This window comes from Ruegeria sp. B32, from assembly GCF_025141855.1.
Taxonomy (GTDB): Bacteria; Pseudomonadota; Alphaproteobacteria; order Rhodobacterales; family Rhodobacteraceae; genus Ruegeria; species Ruegeria arenilitoris.
Genome location: NZ_CP081106.1, coordinates 3,014,820 through 3,035,610, shown reverse-complemented (window position 1 = coordinate 3,035,610; position 20,791 = coordinate 3,014,820). Strand labels below are relative to the sequence as shown.

28 protein-coding genes are annotated in these 20,791 nt (G+C 62.4%); 19 read left to right on the top strand and 9 right to left on the bottom strand.

Annotated features, from left to right (window positions below; all coding sequences use genetic code 11):
• The first annotated feature begins 96 nt into the window (after positions 1 to 96).
• Genes K3752_RS15410 through K3752_RS15395 form a run of 4 tightly spaced genes read left to right on the top strand, consistent with a single transcriptional unit; the run spans position 97 to position 4,264 of the window.
• Positions 97 to 1,341 (top strand): ABC transporter substrate-binding protein, encoded by a 1,245-nt coding sequence (locus K3752_RS15410; RefSeq protein WP_260063711.1) that lies wholly within the window; start codon positions 97 to 99, stop codon positions 1,339 to 1,341.
• A 57-nt stretch (positions 1,342 to 1,398) separates the two neighbouring features.
• Positions 1,399 to 2,271, top strand: coding sequence for a carbohydrate ABC transporter permease (locus K3752_RS15405; RefSeq protein ID WP_170360524.1), 873 nt, complete (start codon positions 1,399 to 1,401; stop codon positions 2,269 to 2,271).
• On the top strand, positions 2,264 to 3,163 hold the full coding sequence (locus K3752_RS15400) for a carbohydrate ABC transporter permease (protein ID WP_260063710.1): 900 nt from the start codon (positions 2,264 to 2,266) through the stop codon (positions 3,161 to 3,163). Before K3752_RS15405 ends, K3752_RS15400 begins: the two co-directional genes overlap by 8 nt.
• A gap of 3 nt (positions 3,164 to 3,166) precedes the next feature.
• The gene (locus K3752_RS15395) at positions 3,167 to 4,264 is read left to right on the top strand and encodes an ABC transporter ATP-binding protein (protein WP_170341040.1); all 1,098 of its coding nucleotides are present in this window, start codon (positions 3,167 to 3,169) and stop codon (positions 4,262 to 4,264) included.
• Between the two features lie 60 nt (positions 4,265 to 4,324).
• On the opposite strand, the gene K3752_RS15390 is transcribed toward K3752_RS15395, so the two are convergent.
• Both K3752_RS15390 and K3752_RS15385 read right to left on the bottom strand, forming a co-directional pair.
• The gene (locus tag K3752_RS15390; RefSeq protein WP_390895974.1) at positions 4,325 to 4,918 is read right to left on the bottom strand and encodes an ABC transporter substrate-binding protein; all 594 of its coding nucleotides are present in this window, start codon (positions 4,916 to 4,918) and stop codon (positions 4,325 to 4,327) included.
• A 4-nt stretch (positions 4,919 to 4,922) separates the two neighbouring features.
• Complete coding sequence (locus K3752_RS15385) at positions 4,923 to 5,750, bottom strand: VacJ family lipoprotein (RefSeq protein WP_170341043.1); 828 nt, start codon at positions 5,748 to 5,750, stop codon at positions 4,923 to 4,925.
• Between the two features lie 296 nt (positions 5,751 to 6,046).
• On the opposite strand from K3752_RS15385, the gene K3752_RS15380 reads away from it, so the two are divergent.
• The 4 genes from K3752_RS15380 to K3752_RS15365 are packed head-to-tail and all read left to right on the top strand — an operon-like array spanning position 6,047 to position 8,791.
• Positions 6,047 to 6,502, top strand: coding sequence for a RidA family protein (locus tag K3752_RS15380; protein ID WP_170439950.1), 456 nt, complete (start codon positions 6,047 to 6,049; stop codon positions 6,500 to 6,502).
• Positions 6,499 to 7,266, top strand: coding sequence for a glycerophosphodiester phosphodiesterase family protein (locus K3752_RS15375; protein WP_170364672.1), 768 nt, complete (start codon positions 6,499 to 6,501; stop codon positions 7,264 to 7,266). The genes K3752_RS15380 and K3752_RS15375 overlap by 4 nt, the downstream gene beginning before the upstream one ends.
• Before the next feature lie 47 nt (positions 7,267 to 7,313).
• Positions 7,314 to 8,501: a GNAT family N-acetyltransferase gene (locus tag K3752_RS15370; RefSeq protein WP_260063709.1), complete on the top strand. Its 1,188-nt coding sequence runs from the start codon at positions 7,314 to 7,316 to the stop codon at positions 8,499 to 8,501.
• Positions 8,498 to 8,791 carry a 4a-hydroxytetrahydrobiopterin dehydratase gene (locus tag K3752_RS15365; protein ID WP_170341049.1) on the top strand — a complete coding sequence of 98 codons (294 nt, stop codon included), beginning with the start codon at positions 8,498 to 8,500 and terminating at the stop codon, positions 8,789 to 8,791. Before K3752_RS15370 ends, K3752_RS15365 begins: the two co-directional genes overlap by 4 nt.
• Here K3752_RS15365 and K3752_RS15360 read toward each other — a convergent pair.
• The 4 genes from K3752_RS15360 to K3752_RS15345 all read right to left on the bottom strand — a co-directional run bounded on the left by K3752_RS15360 (position 8,788) and on the right by K3752_RS15345 (position 10,359).
• On the bottom strand, positions 8,788 to 9,099 hold the full coding sequence (locus K3752_RS15360; protein ID WP_170360533.1) for a hypothetical protein: 312 nt from the start codon (positions 9,097 to 9,099) through the stop codon (positions 8,788 to 8,790). The genes K3752_RS15365 and K3752_RS15360 overlap by 4 nt on opposite strands.
• A gap of 49 nt (positions 9,100 to 9,148) precedes the next feature.
• Positions 9,149 to 9,496, bottom strand: a complete 348-nt coding sequence (locus K3752_RS15355) for a hypothetical protein (protein WP_170360535.1) — start codon at positions 9,494 to 9,496, stop codon at positions 9,149 to 9,151.
• 11 nt (positions 9,497 to 9,507) lie between these two features.
• Positions 9,508 to 9,753, bottom strand: a complete 246-nt coding sequence (locus K3752_RS15350; RefSeq protein WP_170439942.1) for a glycine zipper 2TM domain-containing protein — start codon at positions 9,751 to 9,753, stop codon at positions 9,508 to 9,510.
• A 120-nt stretch (positions 9,754 to 9,873) separates the two neighbouring features.
• The gene (locus K3752_RS15345) at positions 9,874 to 10,359 is read right to left on the bottom strand and encodes a peroxiredoxin (protein ID WP_170360950.1); all 486 of its coding nucleotides are present in this window, start codon (positions 10,357 to 10,359) and stop codon (positions 9,874 to 9,876) included.
• 99 nt (positions 10,360 to 10,458) lie between these two features.
• Between K3752_RS15345 and K3752_RS15340 the strand changes: the two genes are divergently transcribed.
• From K3752_RS15340 to K3752_RS15325, 4 genes are read left to right on the top strand one after another with little or no spacing between them, the layout of a single operon-like run.
• Positions 10,459 to 11,670 (top strand): NAD(P)/FAD-dependent oxidoreductase, encoded by a 1,212-nt coding sequence (locus K3752_RS15340; RefSeq protein WP_260063708.1) that lies wholly within the window; start codon positions 10,459 to 10,461, stop codon positions 11,668 to 11,670.
• Positions 11,667 to 12,230: a 16S rRNA (guanine(966)-N(2))-methyltransferase RsmD gene (rsmD, locus tag K3752_RS15335; RefSeq protein ID WP_260063707.1), complete on the top strand. Its 564-nt coding sequence runs from the start codon at positions 11,667 to 11,669 to the stop codon at positions 12,228 to 12,230. The genes K3752_RS15340 and rsmD overlap by 4 nt, the downstream gene beginning before the upstream one ends.
• Positions 12,223 to 12,858 (top strand): HAD family phosphatase, encoded by a 636-nt coding sequence (locus tag K3752_RS15330; protein ID WP_260063706.1) that lies wholly within the window; start codon positions 12,223 to 12,225, stop codon positions 12,856 to 12,858. Before rsmD ends, K3752_RS15330 begins: the two co-directional genes overlap by 8 nt.
• 23 nt (positions 12,859 to 12,881) lie before the next feature.
• Positions 12,882 to 13,061, top strand: a complete 180-nt coding sequence (locus K3752_RS15325; RefSeq protein ID WP_260063705.1) for a hypothetical protein — start codon at positions 12,882 to 12,884, stop codon at positions 13,059 to 13,061.
• Here K3752_RS15325 and map read toward each other — a convergent pair.
• Entirely contained in the window at positions 13,049 to 13,861 is an 813-nt protein-coding gene (gene map, locus K3752_RS15320) for a type I methionyl aminopeptidase (protein ID WP_260063704.1), read from the bottom strand. The genes K3752_RS15325 and map overlap by 13 nt on opposite strands.
• Positions 13,862 to 14,112: 251 nt before the next feature.
• Here map and K3752_RS15315 point away from each other — a divergent pair, with 251 nt between their 5' ends.
• Positions 14,113 to 14,508 (top strand): RidA family protein, encoded by a 396-nt coding sequence (locus tag K3752_RS15315; protein ID WP_260063703.1) that lies wholly within the window; start codon positions 14,113 to 14,115, stop codon positions 14,506 to 14,508.
• Positions 14,509 to 14,537: 29 nt separating this feature from the next.
• Here K3752_RS15315 and sfsA read toward each other — a convergent pair whose 3' ends face one another.
• Positions 14,538 to 15,245, bottom strand: a complete 708-nt coding sequence (gene sfsA / locus K3752_RS15310) for a DNA/RNA nuclease SfsA (protein WP_170370265.1) — start codon at positions 15,243 to 15,245, stop codon at positions 14,538 to 14,540.
• 50 nt (positions 15,246 to 15,295) lie between these two features.
• On the opposite strand from sfsA, the gene K3752_RS15305 reads away from it, so the two are divergent.
• Genes K3752_RS15305 through K3752_RS15290 form a run of 4 tightly spaced genes read left to right on the top strand, consistent with a single transcriptional unit; the run spans position 15,296 to position 18,206 of the window.
• Positions 15,296 to 16,018, top strand: coding sequence for a molybdopterin-binding protein (locus K3752_RS15305; RefSeq protein WP_170369097.1), 723 nt, complete (start codon positions 15,296 to 15,298; stop codon positions 16,016 to 16,018).
• The gene (locus tag K3752_RS15300) at positions 16,015 to 16,725 is read left to right on the top strand and encodes a GNAT family N-acetyltransferase (protein ID WP_260063702.1); all 711 of its coding nucleotides are present in this window, start codon (positions 16,015 to 16,017) and stop codon (positions 16,723 to 16,725) included. Before K3752_RS15305 ends, K3752_RS15300 begins: the two co-directional genes overlap by 4 nt.
• A gap of 12 nt (positions 16,726 to 16,737) precedes the next feature.
• Entirely contained in the window at positions 16,738 to 17,310 is a 573-nt protein-coding gene (locus K3752_RS15295) for a peroxidase-related enzyme (protein WP_260063701.1), read from the top strand.
• On the top strand, positions 17,307 to 18,206 hold the full coding sequence (locus tag K3752_RS15290) for an OmpA family protein (protein ID WP_260063700.1): 900 nt from the start codon (positions 17,307 to 17,309) through the stop codon (positions 18,204 to 18,206). Before K3752_RS15295 ends, K3752_RS15290 begins: the two co-directional genes overlap by 4 nt.
• Before the next feature lie 56 nt (positions 18,207 to 18,262).
• Here the strand turns inward: K3752_RS15290 and K3752_RS15285 are convergent, their stop codons facing one another.
• Positions 18,263 to 19,168 carry a LysR family transcriptional regulator gene (locus K3752_RS15285; protein ID WP_093964122.1) on the bottom strand — a complete coding sequence of 302 codons (906 nt, stop codon included), beginning with the start codon at positions 19,166 to 19,168 and terminating at the stop codon, positions 18,263 to 18,265.
• Positions 19,169 to 19,397: 229 nt separating this feature from the next.
• Here K3752_RS15285 and K3752_RS15280 point away from each other — a divergent pair, with 229 nt between their 5' ends.
• Both K3752_RS15280 and K3752_RS15275 read left to right on the top strand, forming a co-directional pair.
• Positions 19,398 to 19,835, top strand: a complete 438-nt coding sequence (locus K3752_RS15280; RefSeq protein WP_260063699.1) for a DUF4399 domain-containing protein — start codon at positions 19,398 to 19,400, stop codon at positions 19,833 to 19,835.
• 229 nt (positions 19,836 to 20,064) lie between these two features.
• Positions 20,065 to 20,739 (top strand): glycosyltransferase, encoded by a 675-nt coding sequence (locus tag K3752_RS15275; protein WP_260063698.1) that lies wholly within the window; start codon positions 20,065 to 20,067, stop codon positions 20,737 to 20,739.
• Positions 20,740 to 20,791: the final 52 nt, after the last annotated feature.

Here is a 20,791-nt window from a genome sequence, read left to right as displayed (position 1 = left end):
ATGGGAATTTGCCATTGCCAGACGGCAAGCGGCTGCCGGTAATGTCCCGCATCGCTGCCCCGCGGCAGCAAACAAGGATCTGGGAGGATACCAAACATGAAACGTTTCGCACTCGCCACGGCGTCGTCGCTGGCCGTTCTGGCTGGCACGTCGGTGATGGCCGAACCGCAGGCCGAAGTTCTTCACTGGTGGACGTCGGGCGGCGAGGCCAAGTCGGTCGCCGTTCTGCAGGAAGAGTTCGCGGCCAATGGCGGCACCTGGACGGATATGCCCGTTGCAGGCGGCGGCGGAGACGCGGCGATGACCGCGCTGCGCGCCCGCGTTCTGGCCGGCAACGCGCCGACCGCCGTTCAGCTGAAAGGCCCGGCGATCCAAGAATGGTACGAAGAGGGTGTTCTGGCGGACATCTCGAACGTTGCCGAGGCCGAGGGCTGGGCCGAAGTCCTGCCCGCCTCGATCGCGGCGCATATGCAATGCGAAGGCACCTGGTGTGCCGCACCGGTCAACGTGCACCGTATCGACTGGATCTGGGCAAATGCCGACATCCTGGCCGCCAATGACATCGAGATGCCGACCACCTGGGACGAGTTTAACGCCGCTGCCGAGAAGCTGCAGGCCGCAGGCATCATCCCGCTGGCCCATGGTGGTCAGGCCTGGCAAGACGCAACCGTCTTCGAAGCAGTTGCGCTGGGCATCGGCGGACCCGAGTTCTTCAAGAAGGCCTTTGTCGATCTGGACCCCGAGACTCTGACCTCGGACACGATGGTTCAGATTTTTGACCAGATGCGCACCCTGCGCGGGTTCGTTGATGAGAACTTCTCGGGCCGCGACTGGAACCTGGCCACCGCCATGGTCATGAACGGTGAGGCCGCCTTCCAGATCATGGGTGACTGGGCCAAGGGTGAATTCCTGGCCGCGGGCAAAGTCCCGGGCGAAGACTTCCTGTGTGGCTCGACCCCCGGTGACGGATACCTGTACAACGTCGACAGCTTTGCCATGTTCGACGTGGACGGCGACGACAAGCGCGCCGGTCAGGAACTGCTGGCCAAGCTGATCGTCGCGCCCAAGTTCCAGGAAGTGTTCAACCTGAACAAGGGTTCGATCCCGGCGCGGACCGACGTGGCGCTGGACAAGTTCGACATCTGCGCCAAGATCTCGGCCGAAGACATGGGCGCTTCGTCCGCCAATGGCTCGCTGCTGCCGTCCTACGCGCATGGCATGGCGCTGCGCGGTGCGCAGGCTGGTGCGATCACCGACGTCGTGACCGCGCATTTCAACTCGGATATGTCCTCGGCTGACGCGGTTCAGCAACTGGCGGACGCGGTGGCAAACAGCTACTGATCCAACACGCTCTGCCCCCTATACTGCGGGGCAGAGCATCTTTCCCCGGAGGAAAAAATGTCCGAATGGCTGGAAAACCACCTTCCAAAGGTGGTGCTGGCACCGTCGTTCATCGCCGTATTGATCTTTGTCTACGGATTTATCGGATGGACCGCCTGGGTGTCGCTGACCCGATCGAAACTGCTGCCGAAATACGAGATCAAGGGCTTCATCCAATATGACCGCCTGTTTGACTCGCCCCGCTGGGACACGGCGATCAACAACCTTTACGTCTTTGGCGCGCTGTTCATCGTGATCGCGATGGTGCTGGGCCTGCTGCTGGCGATCCTGCTGGATCAGAAGATCCGCGTCGAAGGCGCGATCCGTACGATCTACCTGTACCCGATGGCGCTGTCGATGATCGTGACCGGCACCGCGTGGAAGTGGATCCTGAACCCGGGTCTGGGTATCGAGGCCATGGTCCAGGGCTGGGGCTTTCCGAATTTCAAGTTCGACTGGCTGGTGAACCCGGACTACGCGATCTACACGATCGTCATCGCCGCGATCTGGCAGAGTTCGGGTTTTGTCATGGCTCTGTTCCTGGCCGGACTGCGCTCGGTGGATGGCGAGATCATCAAGGCCGCGCAGGTCGATGGCATCCCCACCTGGCGGATCTATACGGCAATCATCATTCCGTCGATGGCTCCGATCTTCCTGTCGGCCTTCATCGTGTTGGCACACCTTGCGATCAAGAGCTTTGACCTTGTCATCGCCCTGACAGGCGGCGGTCCGGGTTACGCAACCGATTTGCCCGCAACATACATGTACGCGATGGCGTTTTCGCGCGGCGATATCGGCCAGGCGGCGGCGTCCGCGATGATCATGATGCTGGTCGTCTTTGCCATCGTGGTTCCTTACCTCTACTCAGAACTGAGGGCGAAAAATGACTGATCTGTCGATGCCCCAAACCCGAACCCGCAGCCAGAGTGCCACGGGCAAGATTGCCTTGCGTTGGTTGCTGTATGTCCTGCTTGGTCTTTTTGCGCTCTACTACCTGATGCCGCTTTTCGTGATGTTGACCACATCGCTCAAAAGCCTCGAGGAAATTCGCACGGGATCGCTGATCTCGCTGCCGCGCGAGGTCAGTCTGGATGCCTGGAAAACCGCCTGGTCAGGCGCCTGCACCGGTATCCAGTGCGAAGGCCTGCGGCCCTATTTCTGGAACTCGGTCCTGATTGCGGTCCCTGCCGTGGCAATCTCGACCCTTCTGGGGGCGTTGAACGGATTTGTCGTCGCGCAATGGCGTTTCAAAGGGGCCAACATCATCTTTTCTCTGATGCTGTTCGGTTGTTTCATCCCGTTCCAAGTGGTCCTGCTGCCGATGGCGCGTCTGCTGGGCATGATGGGGATCGCCGGAACCATTCCGGGCCTGATCTTCGTCCACGTGATCTATGGGCTTGGCTTCACAACGCTGTTCTTCCGCAACTACTACGTCACCATCCCGACCGAGCTGACCAAGGCGGCGCGAGTGGATGGTGCCGGGTTCTTTCGGATCTTCTGGTCGATCTTCCTGCCGCTGTCGCTGCCCATCATCGTGGTGACCGTGATCTGGCAGTTCACCCAGATCTGGAACGATTTCCTGTTCGGCGTTTCGTTCAGCCAGGCGGGCACGCAGCCCGTGACCGTGGCGCTCAACAACATCGTCAACTCAACCACCGGCGTCAAAGAGTACAACGTCGACATGGCCGCCGCGATCATCGCGGGGCTGCCGACGCTGCTCGTCTATGTCGTTGCCGGTAAGTATTTCATCCGCGGCCTGACCGCCGGTTCCGTGAAGGGATAACCCATGGCTCCCATCCTCGATATCCAAAACCTGTACAAGAATTACGGCGCAACCGAGATTCTGAAGGACATCAACATCTCGATCGAACCGGGCGACTTCCTGGTGCTGGTCGGCCCTTCCGGCTGTGGCAAGTCGACCCTGCTGAACTGCATCGCCGGGCTCGAGCCGATCTCGGGCGGGACGCTGTCGATTGGCGGCAAGGACATGACTCATGTCAGCCCCAAAGACCGCGACATCGCGATGGTGTTCCAGTCCTACGCCCTGTACCCGACCATGTCGGTGGCCAAGAACATCACCTTTGGCATGAAGGTGCGCGGGGTCGATCAGGCAACTCAGGACGCCAAGCTGAAAGAGGTCGCCTCGCTTCTGCAGATCGAGCCGTTGCTGAACCGCCGCCCCAGCCAATTGTCGGGTGGTCAGCGACAGCGTGTGGCAATGGGCCGGGCTCTGGTGCGTGACCCCAAGCTGTTCCTGTTCGACGAACCGCTGTCAAACCTGGACGCCAAGCTGCGGGTCGAGATGCGGACCGAGATCAAGAAGCTGCATCAGACGCTGGATGCCTCGATCGTCTATGTGACCCATGATCAGATCGAAGCGATGACCCTGGCCACCAAGATCGTGGTGCTGAAGGGCGGTGTGGTGCAGCAGATCGGCACTCCGGCCGAGATATACAATCGCCCCGCCAACCTGTTCGTGGCCGATTTCATGGGCTCGCCGGCGATGAACCTGATCCCGGCGCGGGTCCAGCGCAACGGGACCGGCACGCAGGTCGCCATTGCGCGGGATGGGGCTGACCCGATCGTGCTGACGGATACGCGCGATCTGGACCTGCCCGAAGAGGTGATCCTGGGCCTGCGCCCCGAGGATATCGCTGAATCCGGGTTCCGCGCTGGTGCCGGTGTGCAAGAGGCCGCCTGCCTGGTCGATATGGTGGAACCGGCCGGTGCCGATACCTACGTCGTGTCGGAACTGGGCGGCAAACAGGTCACTGCGCGCCTGCATGCCGAGACCAGCGCCAGGGCCGGTCAGATGCTGAACCTGGCCTTTGACATGAGCAAAGTGTCCTATTTTGCGAAAGCGACAGGCGAACGCCTGAACTGAGCCACGAAAAACGCCGCGCGGGGATCCTGCGCGGCGTCATCACTACTCTGACCGTTTGGTTCAGCCGGTCTTTTTCAGGTCATTGATCAGCTGATCCAGGTTGCCTTTGCGCGCATCCAGCATGGCGCCGATCTCGGTCCGCTCTGTCAGCAGCAGGTTCACCCCTTCGATGAACATGTTGTAGAACTTGTCGCGACCCGACTTGTCCGACACCAGGAAGGTCACTTCGAACGGTGCTTCGCCGCGCAGCTTGACGCTGCTGCGAACCTCGTAACCGGCCTTGATCTTGCGGGCATTCTTGACGGTGACCTCACCCCCGATGAATTCGCGGAAGCGTCGACCGTATTTGCGCGAGATATACCCCTGGAAAGCCTTGGTGAATTCGCGCATCTGCGCATTGCTGGCGCTGCGCGCATCGGCGCCCAGCGCATAGCGTGCCATGATCGGAACGTCGGCATATTGCACGAAGATCTTTTCGAAATCGCGCAGCATGGCGCTTTCGGATTTGCCCGACTCGATCACGCGCGTGATGTCGGCAACGACGCTGTTGACCAGTTGTGTCGCGCTGGCCTCGGTCAACGCCAGGGTCTGCTGCGGAAGGCCAGCCACGGCCAGCCCGGCCAGGGCGGTGGCGGCAAAGGTACGGCGGTTCATGGCGTTATTCAGCATAGGGGTCCTCATATGGGTCCTCGTAAGGGTCAAGGTATGGGTCCCTGACCGGGTCGGTGCCGGTATCGGCGTAGGGATCGGAATACAGACCCAGATAGGCATCCTCATCGTCCCTTGCCAGTTCGAACCGGCGGTTTTGCAAATAGATCAGGCGGGCCTGAGCGTAACTGTCTGCGCTTTCGTACAGAATCGAGTCGACCGTGTCCGAGAATCTGCCCCGATCGCCCATCCGCCGTACCACCTCGGCATAGACGCCCAGGTTGTCGGCCGGTCGCGTCGGCGAGAAGTTGATCGGGTTCGAGAACAGGTTGACCACAACGCCGACCGCATCCCGGGTCGTCGAGGGGCCGTAGAACGGCAGTTCGACATAAGCCCCTTCGCCGAAGCCCCAGACATGAAGCGTTTCGCCGAAATCGGTATCAACCGGCGGCAGGTTCAACTCATCCGCCGGTTTGGACAGACCGAACCCGCCCACGGTCGAGTTGATCACGAACCGCAGCAGTGCGTTGCCCGACTGTTTCAGATTGCCCTGCAGCAGATAGTCGACGGCCTGTCCGGGCAACGAGATGTTTTCAGCGAAGTTGTTGAAGCTGGTGACCATCGGGTCGGGTACGATTTTCACATAGCCTTTCGAGGCCGGGCGGAACAGGAACCGGTCGACGCCCAGATTGAACTTGTGAATGCCGCGATTTGCGTTTTCGTAGGGGTCGAAGACCTCGCCGCGGGCCGCTGCGTCCTGGGGTTGCGACGCGCAGGCCGACAGAACCGCGAACAGCGACACTGCGACGATGTGCTTGAAACGGATCCGGTTGGACACGGTCTTGGTTACTCCCGATCGTCCGGATGTAATCCAGCCGGACACTCAATCAATACGTTTTCTCGTTGGCACAACGGACCAATTCAACGGCACATAGTCGTTTCGCACTCGAAAGGAAACTCCTAGCGTTTAACCCGCGCGCCGGACCCGGGTAAAGTGGCCTGCATTCAACACATCCGCATGAGTGGAGACCTGCCCAAATCGCGGGCAAATGCGAAATTGCCGGTTTCCGGCTTTCCGTGGGCGGTGTTCCCGGTTAGCGTCCGCCCGAGTCACATGAAGTTGAGGACAATCACATGAGCATCGCAGCCAAACTGGAATCCCTGGGCGTGACCCTGCCGGACGCCCCCGCACCGGCAGCCAATTACGTGCCGTTCGTGCGGGTGGGCAACATCGTCTATGTGTCGGGCCAGATCTCGAAGGACGATGCGTTGATAACCGGCAAGCTGGGCGCCGATTTGGATGTGGCCGCCGGTGCGGCGGCGGCCCGGGTCTGTGCCATCAACCTGTTGGCCCAGGTCAAAGCGGCCTGCGGCGGGGACATCGACAAGCTGGTGCGGGTGATCAAGCTGACCGGCTTCGTGAACTCGACCGCCGATTTCACCGACCAGCCGCAGGTGATCAACGGTGCGTCCGACTTCCTGGTCGAGGCGCTGGGCGATGCCGGCCGCCATTCGCGCTCGGCCGTCAGCGCCGCGTCGCTGCCGTTGGGCGTGGCCGTCGAGATCGAAGGGATTTTCGAGATCCAATGACACCGTCTCTGCCTCGTGTGTTCATGGGCGCGCCGATCGCGCATCGGGCGTTGCATGACATTCGCCAGAACCGCCCGGAAAACAGCCGGGCGGCCATCCGGGCCGCCATTGCTGCGGGCTACGGGATCGAGATTGACCTGCAGTTGACGTCGGACGGCCATGCCATGGTGTTTCACGACTATGATCTGACGCGCCTGACCGGGCGGCCGGGCGCCATTCAGCAGATCACCCGGGCCGAGGCCGCGGACCTTCCGCTGCTGCACGGGGACGAGGGTATCCCTTCGCTTGAGGAAGTTCTGCAACTGGTGGCCGGCCGCGTGCCGCTGCTGATCGAGTTCAAGGATCAGCACGGTGCGATGGGGCCTGTGGACGGGCGGCTGGAGCAAGACGCGGTCGCGCTGCTCAAGTCCTATGACGGCCCGGTCGCGCTGATGTCATTCAACCCCAACTCGGTGGCCGAGCTGGCCCGGCTTGCGCCGGAGATGCCGCGTGGGTTGACGACCTGTTCCTACAAGCCCGAAGTCGAGCATCTGCCGGCCGAGGTCTGCGACCACCTGCGCGAGATCCCCGATTTCGACCGGGTTGGCGCCAGCTTCATCAGCCACGAGGTGCAGGACCTGTCCCGCCCCCGCGTGGCCGAGTTGAAGGCGCAAGGCGTGCCGATCCTGTGCTGGACGGTGCGCTCGGCCGAACAGGAGGCCGAGGCGCGCAAGGTGGCCGACAACGTGACCTTCGAGAACTATCTGGCCGCCATTCCGGGTTGAACCCGGCTGCCGGCGTCACAGATAGTTCAGGGGACGCAGGAGGGCACATGGACCAGTCACAGATCGAGATACGGGTTCTGTCGGCGCTGGATCAGATCCCGGCGGCCGAATGGGACAGTTGCGCCTGCCCCGAGGCCGCCGACGGCACCCGCCCGCTGGACCCGTTCACCACGCATCGGTTCCTGCGCGCGCTGGAAGACAGCGGCTCGGTCGGGCGGGGCACCGGCTGGCAGCCGCAATACCTGACCGCCTATCTGGACGGCCTGTTGATCGGGGCCGCGCCGATGTATGCCAAGTCGCACAGCCAGGGCGAATATATCTTCGATCACAGCTGGGCCCATGCCTATGAAAACGCGGGCGGGCGGTATTACCCGAAATTGCAGATCGCGGTGCCCTTCACCCCGGCCACCGGGCGGCGGTTTCTGACACGGCCCGGCTATGACGGGATCGCCATGTCGGCGCTGGTGCAGGGGGCGGTGCAACTGGCCGCCGACAACCGCCTGTCGTCGCTGCACGTCACCTTCTGCACCCAGGACGAGGCGCTGGCCGGGCAGCAGATGGGCCTGCTGGCGCGCGACTCGCAGCAGTTTCACTGGCTGAACGACGGCTATACCGACTTCGACGATTTCCTCGCCGCACTGTCCTCGCGCAAGCGCAAGAACATCCGCAAGGAACGGGCGCAGGCCAATGCCTTTGGCGGCGAGATCCGCACCCTGAGTGGTGCCGATCTTCGTCCCGAACACTGGGACGCGTTCTGGGAATTCTATCAGGACACCGGCGCGCGCAAGTGGGGCTCGCCCTATCTGACGCGGCAATTTTTTGACATCGTTCACGAAACCATGGCCGATGACGTGGCGCTGGTGCTGGCCGAGCGGGGCGGATACCCGATCGCGGGGGCGCTGAACTTCATCGGGCGCAAGACCTTGTTCGGGCGCTATTGGGGCTGCAACGAACATCACCCCTGCCTGCATTTCGAACTGTGCTACTATAGGGCGATCGACTTTGCCATCGCGCATGGTCTTGACCGCGTCGAAGCCGGCGCGCAGGGAGAACACAAGCTGGCGCGGGGTTATCTGCCCACGCGCACGCACAGCCTGCACTGGATCGCCGATCCCGGCTTTGCGGACGCCGTCGCGCGGTATCTCGAGGCCGAGGCCCGCGCGGTGGGGGAAGAGATCGAAATTCTGACGGATTACGGCCCGTTCAGAAAAGCCAACCCGGAGGAACAGCAATGAGCGAACTTCTGTCGACCGAGACCCGTGGCCCGCTGCTGGATCCGCTGTTCAAGAACGGCTGGACCATGGTCAAGGATCGAGACGCGATCACCAAGACCTTTATCTTCGACGATTTTGTCGATGCCTTCGGCTGGATGACCAAAGTGTCGATCTTTGCGGAAAAATGGAACCATCATCCCGAATGGTCCAACGTCTACCGCACGGTCGAGGTGGTGCTGACCACTCATGACGTGGGCGGCCTGTCGTCTCAGGACGCCAAGCTTGCGCGCAAGATGGACAGCCTGCTTTAGCCGCGGTCGCCCCGCGACCCCATGCCCCCAGCCAACATCGCTACCTCGCCCAGACGACGGAACTCGGCCGGGGTCACGGTACCGTCGCTCACGTCGATGTCGCGCGGGATTCCGGCGGTGCGATTGCCCATCATCCGTACGCTACGCGCCGCCGGATTGATGTCCAGACAGCGCGTCTGATAGCAGGTCAGACCTGCCGTATTGATCTGAATGTGCGCTTGCCCGTCCGGCCCGGTCACGACCGGCGCCTGCGGGACGTCGCACGCTGCCAGCAGAACGACCGCGCCAAGCCAATAAAATACTCTCATGCCTGCGCTCCTGTTGGTCACAGGGTCAGCCGTGCCGGGGCGCCGGGCCTCAATCCAACTGACCGTTCCGGTCTTTGTCCGCAGACAGGAAATCGTCATTCATCTGCGAGTCATACTCTGACCGAGAGATAGAGTTGTCGCGATTGCGGTCAATCTTCTGGAACATCTTGATATCCATGAACGGCTTGGCCTCGTCCAGACCGAGCGTGCCATTCTTGTCATCGTCCATTTCCTGATAGGCGTAATCCGAAAAGGCATCGAATTCGTCGCGCGACAGGAAACCGTCGTTGTTGGCGTCGATCGCGTTCAATTCGCGCTCATTCAGTTCGGCCACGCTGTCTGCGGCGGCAGGTGCTGCCATCATCAGGGCCGTCATCAATAGAACCGAGTGTTTCATCCTGGCGCTCCTCAGCATGCGAATCTCTGGCCTTCGACCCCGCCGGCCACGGCGCCGGCTGCGGTCAGAATATCCTTGCCCGACCCACCGCCGAACTGGTTGCCGATGGCGCCGCCGATCAACGCGCCGCCCAGGGTGCCGCCAAGACAGGCGATTTCGTGCTGGCGCGCAGCCTGTTGCTGCGGTGTTGGCGCAGGCCCGCACGCGGTCAACAGTCCCGCGCCACCCAAAGTAATGACTGCTAGAATTCTTTTCATGAATGAGCTCCCGGTTCCCATGCAGGAACACTGGCACAATCCGCGGGTGCGGGCCAAGTTAATTGGCCTTCATCCAACGTGATCTGTGGCATGGCCCCGGTGCGCACCGGGGCCGTCCTGTCAGATGACTTCGAGCAAGCCTTCGCCAGCCGAAATCTCGCAGGCGCCGGGGCTTTCCTCCAGGTTCAGCGCCACGACCTTGCCGTCTTCGACCAGCATCGCATAGCGCTTGGAGCGCGCGATCAGGCCGGCTGGCGGGGCGTCGAAATCCATGCCGATCGCCTTGGTGAATTCCGAGGCCGGATCGGCCAGCATGGTCAGTCCGGCCGCAGTTGCGCCCGTGGCCTCGCCCCAGGCCTTCATCACGAAGGGGTCGTTGACCGACACGCAGATGATCTCGTCCACGCCTTTGGCCGCAAACTGGTCCTTGGTGCGCATGAAGCTGGGCACATGGGCCGAGTGGCAGGTGGGGGTGAACGCGCCGGGCACGGCAAAGATCACCACCTTGCGGCCCTTGACCTTGCTGGAGACCCGCACCTCTTCCGGTCCGTCAGCGCCCATCTGGATCAGGGTTGCTTCGGGCAGGGTGTCGCCGGTTGAAATCATCTTCATGCTCCTGTCGATTGAAATTGCAAACTCGCTCCTTGCCGCAATATAGGTGGGCGGGTGGCACAAGCCACGGGAAATTGACAGGGGGCGGACCAGATGAGCCATATCGTCGTGATCGGAGCCGGGCAGGCGGGGTCATCACTGGTGGCCGGGCTGCGCAAAGGCGGGTTTGACGGGGCGATCACCCTGATCGGGGCGGAACCCGTGCTGCCCTATCAGCGCCCGCCGCTGTCCAAGGCGTATCTGCTGGGCGAGATGGAGCTTGAACGGCTCTACCTGCGCCCCGAAAGTTTCTATGCCGAGAACGATATCACCCTGCGTCTGGGCCAGCAGGTGGGCGCGATCGACCCGGCGGCCAAGACCGTGACCATAAGCGGTGAGGTGATATCCTACGACCAGCTTGCCCTGACCACCGGCTCGCATCCGCGCCGCCTGCCTGCCGCGATCGGCGGAGACCTGGCGGCCGTGCATGTGGTGCGCACGCTGGCCGATGTGGACACGATGGCCCCCGCCGTCACCCAAGGCGCGCGGGCGCTGATCGTGGGCGGCGGTTATATCGGGCTCGAGGCCGCGGCGGTCTGCGCCAAACGCGGCGTGCAGGTGACGCTGGTCGAGATGGCTGACCGCATCCTGCAGCGTGTCGCGGCCCCCGAGACCAGCGACTATTTCCGCGCACTGCACAGCGCGCATGGCGTGGACATCCGCGAAGGCGTAGGGCTGGACCGGATCACCGGCGAGAATGGCAAGGTCACCGGCGCGGTGCTGGGCGACGGGACCGAACTCGAGGTCGATTTCGTGGTGGTCGGCGTGGGCATCGCTCCGGCCACCGAACTGGCCGAAGCGGCCGGGCTTGCGATCGAAAACGGTATCAAAACCGATGTGCAGGGCCGCACCTCTGCCGCCGATATCTGGGCGGCGGGCGATTGCGCCTCGTTCCCCTACAAGGGCCGGCGAATCCGTCTGGAAAGCGTGCCCAACGCCATCGACCAGGCCGAGGTGGTGGCGCAGAACATGCTGGGCGCGGGCAAGGATTACGTGGCCACGCCCTGGTTCTGGTCGGACCAGTATGACGTGAAGCTGCAGATCGCCGGGCTGAACATGGGTTATGACCACGTCGTAACCCGTCCGGGCGAGGGAGCGACCACCTCGTTCTGGTATTACCAGGGCGATCAGCTGCTGGCCGTGGATGCGATGAACGACCCGCGCGCCTATATGGTCGGCAAGCGCCTGATCGACGCAGGGAAAACCGCGGATCCGGCGGTGGTGGCCGACCCCGCAGCGGATCTGAAACCGCTGCTCAAGGCGTGAGGATCATCGCCGGAGACTTCCGGGGCCGGGCGCTGGCCTCGGTCGGCAAGGGGGATGCAGGCGCGCATCTGCGCCCCACCACCGACCGGGTGCGCGAAAGCCTGTTCAATGTGCTGAACCACCTGATCGATTTCGACGGGCTGCGGGTGCTGGACCTGTTCGCCGGCACCGGCGCGCTGGGGCTCGAGGCGCTGTCACGCCGCGCGGCGCATGTCACCTTCGTCGATGACGGGCGGGTGGCGCAGGGGCTGATCCGCAAGAATATAGACCTGACCCGCAGCGCCGACCGCACCGCCCTGATCCGCCGCGACGCGACGCGGCTGGGCGATAATCCCGAAGCGCCGTTCGACCTGATCTTTCTCGACCCGCCCTATGGCAAGGGAATGGGGCAAAAGGCGCTGGTGGCGGCACTCAAGGGCGGCTGGCTGGCCGATGACACGCTGGTGGTCTGGGAAGAGAACGCCCCGATGGCCCCGCCCGAAGGCTTTACGCTGCACGATGCGCGCAAATACGGCGACACCCATATCTCTCTGATGTGGCGGGACGGAACGCATGCATGATCTGGTAATCTTTGATTGCGACGGTGTCTTGGTCGACAGTGAAACGATCTCCAATCAAGTGATGGTCGACAACCTGGCCGGGTATGGGCTGCACCTGTCGCTGCAGGACTGCATGTCGATGTTCGTGGGCGGCACCATGTCGGGCGTCCGGGACTCGGCTCGCAAGATGGGCGCTGACCTGCCCGATGACTGGACCGAGCAGATCTATGCGCAGATCTATGATGTGCTGCGCGCCGGTGTTCCCGTGATTCCGGGAATCCCCGAGTTGCTGCGCCATCTGGACGAACAGCGCATTCCATTCTGTGTGGCCTCGAACGGGCGGCGCGAGAAGATGCAGATCACCTTGGGCCAGAACGGGCTGTGGGACAGGTTCCAGGGCGCGATCTTCTCGGCCCATGAGGTCGGCAGCGCCAAGCCCGAGCCGGGGTTGTTCCAGACCGCGGCCCGACATTTCGGTGCGAAGTCGCCCGTCGTCATCGAGGACAGTGCGAACGGTGTGACCGCCGCGATCCGGGCCCAGATGAGGTGCCTTGCCTATGCGCCGCATGATGACGGCGCGCGCCTGGCCGGGCTCGGGGCTGAAGTCATCCGTGACATGAAGGACGTGCCGCGGCTTTTGGGTCATTGACCGGCCTGTGCTAGACTGCGGTCATGGATCGCGCACTCTCACGCCCGCTCTGGCCCGCCCGGTTCGAGGCGCAGGCCTCCTCAGGACCCGAGCCACAGCCTCGGCCCGCACCCGTGTTCATTCAGGACGCGGTGACGCCTTGGGGCCCGGACACCCTACTGCTGAAGCTTCTGCGCGATCAGGCCGCCGATCAGGAGGAGTAGGTCGGGTGGAACTTGCCGCCCGGTGACAGGGTAAAGATCTCGACCCCGTCCGCTGTCACACCCACCGAATGCTCGAACTGCGCCGACAGCGACTTGTCGCGGGTCACGGCGGTCCAGTCATCGGCCAGCGTCTTGGTCTCGGGGCGGCCCAGATTCACCATCGGCTCGATGGTGAAGAACATGCCTTCTTCCAGAACCGCGCCGGTGCCCGGGCGGCCATAGTGCAGCACGTTGGGCGGCGCGTGGAACACGCGGCCAAGCCCGTGCCCGCAGAAATCGCGCACGACGCTCATGCGGTGGGCTTCGACGTAAGACTGGATCGCGTGGCCAATGTCACCGAAGGTGTTGCCCGGCTTGACCATCTCAATGCCTTTGAACAGGGCGTCGTGGGTCACCTGGATCAGCCGCTCGGCCTTGCGCGGCAGCTTTCCGGCCACGTACATGCGCGACGTGTCGCCGAACCAGCCGTCTACGATCACGGTCACGTCGATATTCAGGATGTCGCCATCCTTGAGCTTCTTGTCCCCGGGAATCCCGTGGCAGACCACGTGGTTCACGCTGATGCAGCTGGCGTGCTGATAGCCTTTGTAACCGATAGTGGCCGATTTCGCGCCGGCGTCCTCGACCATCTGGGTGATGATCCGGTCGATCTCGCCCGTGGTCTGGCCGGGAAAGACATGCTCGGCAATATCATCGAGGATGCGCGCCGCCAGAGCCCCTGACGCGTGCATGCCGGCAAGGTCAGTCTGTTCGTAGATGCGGATACCGTCCTTCGTCAGACGGCCACGATGCTCTTTCATTCGTGCGGGGCTCCAAAAAATTCTGCGCAGCATCCCTTCTACGCTGCTTGTGCAGAAAGTACCAGAGGGCGCAGGGTCGCGGGTGCCTGCCCTGATCTGAATTTGGATGCGGGGGGCGAAACGTCAAGGGACGTTGCCGCGTTTTGCGCGGGTGGTCCGGCCCGGCGTCAAAAGGCCTCGACCGATGCCCGGATTTGGGGCCAAATGAATCTACAGAGACTCATTTGGTCGGGAAGAGAGGAGCCGGATGAATGTTGCGGAAACGGGAACTGATATCGAATGGAAACCCAATGGAGGCGGTCGTCGGTTTCAGTCGCGCCGTTCGGGTGGGGGATTTCATCGCGGTCGGGGGGACTGCCCCGGTCGATGCGCAAGGCAAGACAGTCGGGGTCGGGGACGTCTATCTGCAGACCAAGCAATGCTTTGAGATCATCAAGGATGCGCTGGAGCGTGCCGGATCGGGTTTGCAGGACATCGTCCGAACCCGCGTGATCCTGACCGATATCGACAATTGGAAGCAGGCGATCGAGGCCCGCAAGCTGTACTGTCTGGACGCGCGACCCGTGGACACGATCATGGCGATCAACCGGTTCGTAAATCCCGAATGGTTGGTTGAAATCGAGGTCGACGCCGTCGTCCCCGATTGAATCGCCATGCGGCGGAAATCGACCGGCCTTCAGTCGCTGGAAATCGTCGCCTGCGGCTGAACCCAGACGCCATCCGGTGAAATGCGCGTACCACAGACCAAGTGTTCAACCCCATTGGCCTGGGCAGTCGAAAACGCTGCCGCATAGGCCGGGTCGATATCGGCGGCCAATGCGAAATTGCGGCAATCTGTGCGCTGAACCAGGTAGAGCAGGATGGCCCGGTGCCCTTGCGCGGCCATTTCGGCCAGCTCCCCCAGATGTTTGGTGCCCCGAGCGGTGACGCTGTCGGGGAATTCGGCCAGCCCCGGTTCGCGCGACAGGGTCACGCTTTTGACCTCGACATAGGCGTCGGGCAGCCCGGGTTGCGAAAGCAAAAAGTCGATGCGGCTGTTTTGGCCGTATCTGACCTCGGGCCTCACGGTTTCATAGGCGGCGAATGCTGGGATTTCCCGGGCTTCGAGCGCTGCCCGCAGCGCCCGGTTGGGCACCGAAGTATCGACCCCGGTGAAATGGCCGTTTTCATGATCGACCAGCCGCCAGCCGAATTTGAGCTTTTTCTTCGGGTCTTCATTAGGCTCAAGCCAGATCTTTTCGCCCGGTTCGGCCAGACCCATCATCGAACCCGGATTGGCGCAATGGGCCGTCACCTCGCGCCCGTCCTCAAGCCTGCAGTCGGCCAGAAAGCGTTTATAGCGGCGGATCAGGCGGGCGGGCACAAGAGGGGTTTGAAAGCGCATGGTTCCGGGCCTATACCTGCCGCAAAGGTCGATCAAGAGGAGAGCGTGCCATGCCCAACCCAACCGCTGCAATGCTGGTGATCGGGGATGAAATCCTGTCCGGCCGAACCCGCGACGCCAACATGCATTATCTGGCGCAGGAGCTGACCAAACACGGCATCGATCTGAAAGAGGTCCGCATCGTCAGCGACGAGGCACCGGCGATCGAGGCCGCCGTCACGGCGCTGTCGCAGGGCTATGACCATGTGTTCACCAGCGGGGGCATCGGCCCCACCCATGACGACATCACCGCCGATTGCATCGCCCGCGCGTTCGGGGCGCAAATCGATGTGCGAGACGATGCCCGCGCCCTGCTGCAGGCGCACTACGACCAATCGGGGCTGGAGCTGAACGAAGCGCGCCTGCGCATGGCGCGCATCCCTGACGGGGCAACGCTGATCGACAACCCGGTTTCCACCGCGCCAGGGTTCACACTAGGTAATGTCCATGTGATGGCCGGCGTCCCATTGGTCTTCCAGGCGATGGTGGCCAGTGTGCTGCCCACCCTGACCGGAGGAAAACCGTTGTTGTCTCAGACCTTGCGGGTCAACCGGGGAGAAGGTGACATCGCTGCGACCCTGGCCGCCGTGGCAGAGGAATTTGGCGACGTGTCGATCGGGTGTTACCCGTTCCAGATCAACGGCGTCTTCGGGGCCAACGTGGTTGTTCGGGGCACTGACGGGTCGCGTATCGATGCGGTCACGACGCGACTGGCCAAGGAGCTTGGCCTTTGACGGTAGACTGGGCGGCAGTTGTCGATGGCACATGGCCCGCCGCGCGGTACATGCAGTTGGGTCCGTTCCTGCTGCGCGAAGGGCAGGGGGGCGGCTCGCGCGTGTCGGCGGCCAGCCGTATCGGCCCGGTCACCCCGCCGGATATCGACGCGGCCGAGGCGGCCATGCAGGAGATGGGCCAAAAGCGCATCTTCTGCCTGCGCCCCCACGACGCGGACCTGGACGAAATCCTGGCGCAACGCGGATACGAGGTTCTGGATCCGGTCAACATCTATGCCTGCCCGGTCTCACAGCTGACGGACCAGCCGGTCCCGCCGGTCACGGTGTTCTGCCTGTGGGAGCCCTTGGCGATCATGCGCGAAATCTGGGCCCAAGGTGGCATCGGCCCCGAACGCCTGGCGGTGATGGAGCGCGCCCCCGGCCCCAAGACCGGACTGTTGCTGCGTCACCGCGATCAGCCGGCGGGCACCGGTTTCGTGGCCATCCACGACGGCATCGCCATGCTGCATGCGCTCGAGATCGTGCCGGCGCACCGCCGACAGGGGCTGGGCCGCTGGGGGATGCGCGCCGCGGCCTTTTGGGCGCTGGACAATGGCGCGCATACCCTTAGCGTGATCTGCACCAAGGCCAATACCGGCGCCAACGCGCTCTACCACTCTCTCGGGATGGAACGCGTCGGAGAGTATCACTATCGCCAGCTGGTCTGAGAGGAGACAGACGTGACCGATCGAGACATGCCCACCGCGCTTGACCTGCCAATGGTGGATCCGCTGCCGCCCGAGACTCAGAAGTACTTCGATATCTGCGTCGAGAAGCTGGGCATGGTCCCCAACGTGCTGAAGGCAAATGCCTTTGACATCGACAAGCTGAACGCGTTCACGGGCATGTATAATGACCTGATGCTGGCGGACAGCGGGCTCAGCAAGCTGGAACGTGAGATGATCGCGGTCGTGGTCTCGTCGATCAACCGGTGCTTCTATTGCCTGGTGGCCCATGGTGCCGCCGTGCGTCAGCTGTCAGGTGATCCCAAGCTGGGTGAAATGCTGGTGATGAACTACCGAGTGGCGCCTCTGGACGACCGCCAACGCGCGATGCTTGATTTCGCCGCCAAGATGACCATAGCCAGCGCCGAGATCGAGGAACCGGACCGCCAGCGCCTGCGCGATGCGGGGTTCACCGACCGCGACATCTGGGACATCGCAAACGTCGCTGGCTTCTTCAACATGTCCAACCGGGTCGCCAGTGCCACGGCGATGGTGCCCAATGACGAGTATCACGCGCAGTTTCGATGATCCGATTTGCTGTCCTTCTTTTCTGTCTGATCGCGGGTCCTGTGGCGGCGCAGGACCTGTCGCTGCCGGCGAGTGCGCGACAAATCAGCCAGCGCGTCAGCCCGTTGGACAGCTACCAATTGCCGACCGGCCCGTTTGCAGACAACGCCGTTCCCGCGCGCACGGTCGAAGGCCGGATCGAGCGCACCACATGGCGGCTGCAGGCCGGTTCCAGCACGACGCTGCAGATCCTCAACCCGCTGCGGGATCAGCTCAAGGCGCAGGGTTTCGAGATCGCTTTTGAATGTGAGGCCCGCACTTGCGGCGGGTTCGACTTCCGCTTTGGAACCGAGGTGGTGCCGACGCCCGACATGTATGTCGCAATCAATGATTATCGATTTCTGTCAGCCACTCGTGGAGCCGAAGCCCTGACCTTGCTGATCAGCCGAAACCAGCCCGACGGGTATGTGCAGATGATCCGCGTCACTCCGAAGGGTCAGACCCCACCGCCGCTGGTGGTCGAGGAAACGGTGATTGGCAGCGACGGGCTGGTTGCCAGCCTGGTGCGGGATGGTCACGTGATACTCGGCGATCTCAGCTTTGAGACGGGCGAGGTCGCCTTGGGGGCCGGGCCGTTCGAGTCGCTGCGCCTGCTGGCCGGCTACCTGGCCGAGACCCCCGGCGCGCGGCTTGCGCTGGTTGGGCACACCGACGACACCGGCGACCTGCAGGCCAATATCGAAGTCAGCACACGCCGCGCCCAGGCTGTCCGTGCGCGGTTGATCGAGGCACATGGAGTGGCAGAGGACCGCGTGCAGGCACAGGGTGTCGGCTACCTCGCCCCGATCGTTTCGAACGCCACCCCGGAAGGGCGCGAACAGAACCGCCGGGTCGAGGCTGTTCTGCTGTTGAACTGACCAAGAAAAAAAGCCCGCGCAATTTGCGCGGGCCGGTCAGTCTTCACTGGGAGGTCTTACCAATCCATCGGACCTTTTTCGGCAAAGGACTCGACAAGGAAATCAATGAACGCCCGCACCTTGGGCTGGGTGAACCGGCCCGGCGGGTACACCGCATAGACACCCTGAACCTCGTCCGGCAGCGATGGCATCGCGTCGACCACCTGGCCGGATTTCAGCGCGTCCGCGTAGAGATAGCTGGGCAGATAAGCTATTCCGAGGCCCGAGATAGCCGCATTCAACAGGGATTGACCGTCGTTCACGCTCAGCCAACCCGCCGTGCGCACCTGCCTCTTTTCGCCTGAGGGCGCGGTCAACTTCCAGACGTTGCCCGAGGACTGGCTGGAGTAATGCAGCAGCTTGTGTTCGTTGAGGTCATCGATCTTTGCCGGGCGCCCGAACTTCTCGATATAGCTGGGGGCCGCAACCATGCGTTTGACCGTTTCGGTCAGCTTGCGGGCGCGCAGGGTGCTGTCTTCCAGCTCGCCGATGCGCACGGCCACGTCGAACCCTTCGGAAATCAGTTCGACATAGCGATTGTTCAAGACCATGTTCACGGTGATGTCGGGATAGGCCGCCAGGAAACCCGACAGCACGGGCGACAGGTGGTTCACCCCGAAATCAGTGGCCACACTGATGCGCAGCAGACCTGAAGGCGCCGATTGCATCGACGTCACCAGCGCGTCGGCTTCGCCTGCATCATTCAGCACACGGCGTGCGCGGTCGTAATAGGCCAGCCCGATCTCGGTCGGCGACACGCGGCGCGTCGTGCGGTTCAGCAAACGCGCGCCCAAGCGGGCCTCCAAGCTCGACACGTGCTTCGACACGGCTGATTTGGAAATGCCCATCTTTTTGGCCGCGTCGGTGAAACCACCTTGGTCCACCACGTTGGCGAAGGCCTCCATTTCTGTCAGTCGGTCCATTCTCGTTCCCCAGGTCGTCTGTTCGTTGACCGACCATCGCCTCCAATCTGGGCGGAAACTGGGCAGACATGGGATAATATCAGGGTTTTGAATCGGATCGTTTGCGCTTCGGAAACGCGGAAACAGTGGTTTCCCGCCTGCATCCGCCCCCTGTTTGCGTGTTCTTTTCTGGTAATTTCTCGCAACGTGCTAAAGTCAGAATGGCATTTTTGTGACCAGGGAGGAGATCATGAAAGCCATTCTAGCAACCGTTTTTTGCCTGCTTGCCCCCTTGGCCTGGGCCGGAGGGGAGACACCTTCGAACCCCGACGCTGAGGTCTATTTCGTCAACCTGTCGGACGGCGACACGGTAACGTCGCCGGTGACGGTGGTCTTTGGCCTCCGCGGTATGGGCGTTGCGCCAGCCGGGACCGAAAAGGAAAACACCGGCCATCACCATTTGCTGATCGACCGTCCCCCATTGGGTCAGGGTGAGGACGGGGCCGATGAACTGGCCTACGGACTGCCGGCTGATGACAACCACCTGCACTTTGGCGGTGGTCAGACTGAAGTCACGTTGGAGCTTGCCCCCGGGACGCACACGTTGCAACTGGTCCTGGGCGATGCGGATCATGTGCCTCACGCGACGCCGATCGTCTCCGAGGTGATAACGATCACCGTGGAGTAACCCGTACCGACCAACCGCAGCGCCGGGACCAAACCGCCGACAGCGGCGGGACGGTTTCGGTTTGTTTACATGTGCTTGCCTCGCCTATACACGATCCCGATCGGGATCGGAGCCATGGTATTTGAATGAACGTTGGTTTTGGGGTCGACCGGAATTTTCTATATCCCGCATTGCTGTCAGCCGATTTTCAGAGTTCAAGACGAAATACCCGAAAATCACGCTGCTGCCGTTGTTTCTGCCAGACTTCTTTTCGGGCCGGTGTCTGTTCATTGACGCCGACACTCTTGTGCTGGGCGATGTCTGCGAGTTGCAGGAACTCGACATGAATGGCCACGGGATCGGGGCCTGTATCGACATGGGATTGGTCACATTGGGTGAGGGCCGCTTTCTGCGCCCATCCCTGCAGAGTGTTCTGAGGCCGGGGCACGAACACCAAAAGTCGGTGACGCGCGTTTTGCGCAGCATCCGGTTGGGCTTTCTGCCCGGCGAGAACTACTTCAACGCGGGCATCCTTCTGATGGATTGCGAAGCGATCCGGAATTCACCCGCAGGCAAGGAGCTGGGCGATTTCGACAAGCTGATCCCGCATATCCACGACCTGCCCGAGCAGGATCGGATGAACCAGATTTTTGCGGGTCAGTGGCTCAGACTTCCTCAGCAATGGAACACGCGGCCGCAGATTTGGTACGACGCTCACAGTCCGAAATTCCGGCATACCTCTGCCGAATTTCGAGACCAACTGAAACAGGCAAGCCAGAACCCGAAGATGTGGCACTATATCGGAGGCAAGAAGCCCTGGAGCGCGAAGCCGGCGTCACAGATTCTGCTGCGCCGCGCCTTTCGAGATTACCAGGAATACCTGGCACTGTTCGAGGACGAGACAGGTCTGACTTTTTCCGTTTAAGGCGGGGAATTGGCTCAACTCTCAAAAAAGCCACCCGGGCATCGTTCGGGTG

Excerpts from the sequence above, each read along its gene's own strand:
- K3752_RS15340 (WP_260063708.1), top strand. The coding sequence starts at position 10,459 with ATGAGCCATATCGTCGTGATCGGAGCCGGGCAGGCGGGGTCATCACTG.
- K3752_RS15400 (WP_260063710.1), top strand. The coding sequence starts at position 2,264 with ATGACTGATCTGTCGATGCCCCAAACCCGAACCCGCAGCCAGAGTGCC.
- K3752_RS15360 (WP_170360533.1), bottom strand. The coding sequence starts at position 9,099 with ATGAGAGTATTTTATTGGCTTGGCGCGGTCGTTCTGCTGGCAGCGTGC.
- K3752_RS15285 (WP_093964122.1), bottom strand. The coding sequence starts at position 19,168 with ATGGACCGACTGACAGAAATGGAGGCCTTCGCCAACGTGGTGGACCAA.
- K3752_RS15395 (WP_170341040.1), top strand. The coding sequence starts at position 3,167 with ATGGCTCCCATCCTCGATATCCAAAACCTGTACAAGAATTACGGCGCA.
- K3752_RS15325 (WP_260063705.1), top strand. The coding sequence starts at position 12,882 with ATGGATCGCGCACTCTCACGCCCGCTCTGGCCCGCCCGGTTCGAGGCG.
- K3752_RS15410 (WP_260063711.1), top strand. The coding sequence starts at position 97 with ATGAAACGTTTCGCACTCGCCACGGCGTCGTCGCTGGCCGTTCTGGCT.
- K3752_RS15380 (WP_170439950.1), top strand. The coding sequence starts at position 6,047 with ATGAGCATCGCAGCCAAACTGGAATCCCTGGGCGTGACCCTGCCGGAC.
- K3752_RS15315 (WP_260063703.1), top strand. The coding sequence starts at position 14,113 with ATGTTGCGGAAACGGGAACTGATATCGAATGGAAACCCAATGGAGGCG.
- sfsA (WP_170370265.1), bottom strand. The coding sequence starts at position 15,245 with ATGCGCTTTCAAACCCCTCTTGTGCCCGCCCGCCTGATCCGCCGCTAT.
- K3752_RS15345 (WP_170360950.1), bottom strand. The coding sequence starts at position 10,359 with ATGATTTCAACCGGCGACACCCTGCCCGAAGCAACCCTGATCCAGATG.
- K3752_RS15290 (WP_260063700.1), top strand. The coding sequence starts at position 17,307 with ATGATCCGATTTGCTGTCCTTCTTTTCTGTCTGATCGCGGGTCCTGTG.
- K3752_RS15305 (WP_170369097.1), top strand. The coding sequence starts at position 15,296 with ATGCCCAACCCAACCGCTGCAATGCTGGTGATCGGGGATGAAATCCTG.
- K3752_RS15280 (WP_260063699.1), top strand. The coding sequence starts at position 19,398 with ATGAAAGCCATTCTAGCAACCGTTTTTTGCCTGCTTGCCCCCTTGGCC.
- K3752_RS15330 (WP_260063706.1), top strand. The coding sequence starts at position 12,223 with ATGCATGATCTGGTAATCTTTGATTGCGACGGTGTCTTGGTCGACAGT.
- K3752_RS15375 (WP_170364672.1), top strand. The coding sequence starts at position 6,499 with ATGACACCGTCTCTGCCTCGTGTGTTCATGGGCGCGCCGATCGCGCAT.
- map (WP_260063704.1), bottom strand. The coding sequence starts at position 13,861 with ATGAAAGAGCATCGTGGCCGTCTGACGAAGGACGGTATCCGCATCTAC.
- K3752_RS15350 (WP_170439942.1), bottom strand. The coding sequence starts at position 9,753 with ATGAAAAGAATTCTAGCAGTCATTACTTTGGGTGGCGCGGGACTGTTG.
- K3752_RS15355 (WP_170360535.1), bottom strand. The coding sequence starts at position 9,496 with ATGAAACACTCGGTTCTATTGATGACGGCCCTGATGATGGCAGCACCT.
- K3752_RS15365 (WP_170341049.1), top strand. The coding sequence starts at position 8,498 with ATGAGCGAACTTCTGTCGACCGAGACCCGTGGCCCGCTGCTGGATCCG.
- K3752_RS15370 (WP_260063709.1), top strand. The coding sequence starts at position 7,314 with ATGGACCAGTCACAGATCGAGATACGGGTTCTGTCGGCGCTGGATCAG.
- K3752_RS15405 (WP_170360524.1), top strand. The coding sequence starts at position 1,399 with ATGTCCGAATGGCTGGAAAACCACCTTCCAAAGGTGGTGCTGGCACCG.
- K3752_RS15390 (WP_390895974.1), bottom strand. The coding sequence starts at position 4,918 with ATGAACCGCCGTACCTTTGCCGCCACCGCCCTGGCCGGGCTGGCCGTG.